The organism is Psychrobacter piechaudii, from assembly GCF_900162825.1.
GTDB classification, from domain to species: domain Bacteria; phylum Pseudomonadota; class Gammaproteobacteria; order Pseudomonadales; family Moraxellaceae; genus Psychrobacter; species Psychrobacter piechaudii.
Genome location: NZ_FUGE01000276.1, coordinates 1 through 1329, shown reverse-complemented (window position 1 = coordinate 1329; position 1329 = coordinate 1). Strand labels below are relative to the sequence as shown.

The following is a 1329-nucleotide window of genomic DNA, read 5'->3' as shown; positions in this document are numbered from 1 at the left end:
TTATTCAATAATGGCGAAAATATTGATAGTAGTTTAAAGGGTAAACGAGGGAACGAAATAAAATCAGAACGTACTATTAAGCAAAGAATAATGAAAGAAATAAATAGAAATTTGAGACCGCTTATAATGACGAAAACTAAATTTATGTAATATTTGGTTTAGAACTTATAAAAAAAGAGTGTAAATATGACAAATAACATAATTAAAGTATTCGTAGGCTGTGATCCTAATAATTGTGACCTTGAACAAATGATGGTCCTGGATTACAGCATAAAAAAACATACCACTGTACCCGTAGAAATAATTTGGATGCAGCTATCTCGTAATCCGGAAAGCTTTTGGTATTCGAACCCAGAAAAAGGTGAAGGTTGGGACACTCAGAAGTGGGCGACTCCTTTTTCCGGATTTCGTTGGGCTATTCCAGAATATTGCAATTTTGAAGGTCGTGCTATTTACATGGATGCTGACATGGTTGTGCTGAGTGACTTAAGTAAGCTGTGGAGTCATCCTATCGAAGGCGAAGCGATTGTCGCTGCCAAAACAAAGGATGCCATTGCACGACTTTGTACTTGTGTATGGGATTGCCAAAAAGCTCATAAGATCTTAACGCCTGTGAGCCAGTTAAAAGCTGATCCAGAGGGACATGGTAAGTTAATGAAGCAGTTCAAAGAGCATCCAGAGCTGATTACTCCTTATATTGATAGCTACAACTGTATTGATGGCGAGGACTTAGATATTGAAGATATTAAGATTCTTCATTACTCTGATATGGGTACACAGTTTAGCCATAAGTACTCATTACCAAGGCTAGAGAAAGAAGGTAATAAGCATTGGTTTGATGGTGGAATTATGCCGCATCCCAGACAGGAGCTTAGCAAATTATTTGATGAATATTATAAAGAAGCTGTTGATGCAGGTTACAATTTAGAAGACTATCGTGTAGAGCCCTTTGGTGTAATCCCCAAGAAGTCACATAAGCGTTATAAGGGTAATAAAGTAACCCGCCCAATAAAAGGTAGTATTTTGTCTAAAATTTTTAACAGATAGTCGATACATTTATGATGCGAAAAAAAGTAGTGCTTGTAATCAATTGTTTGCAAGGTGGCGGAGCAGAAAGGGCAGTGCTTACACTTGGAGAGGGTTTTCACAACCTTGGTTACGAAGTACATATCATACGTTTTAAATCAACCGTAGAGTATAAGTTAAGTGACACTTTGCATCACCATCAGGTAGACTTTAAGCCTTATAGATTAATACCCAATCATCGGTTAAGGCATAAATTATTTGCAAAAAAAATTGATTATTACATCAATAAAAATATTGGAAAAC

General features: G+C 36.3%; 1 protein-coding gene and 1 pseudogene. Both read left to right on the top strand.

Translation table 11 applies throughout. The annotated features are described in order from the left end of the window. Positions 1-186 precede the first annotated feature (186 nt). Positions 187-1047, top strand: coding sequence for a glycosyltransferase (locus tag A1019T_RS12930; RefSeq protein ID WP_077452141.1), 861 nt, complete (start codon positions 187-189; stop codon positions 1045-1047). Between the two features lie 11 nt (positions 1048-1058). Further along, a pseudogene (locus A1019T_RS13460) lies at positions 1059-1329 on the top strand (glycosyltransferase); the annotation flags it as partial.

What these genes read in the sequence shown, in the direction of transcription:
- A1019T_RS12930 (WP_077452141.1), top strand. Translation starts at nt 187, where the DNA reads ATGACAAATAACATAATTAAAGTATTCGTAGGCTGTGATCCTAATAAT.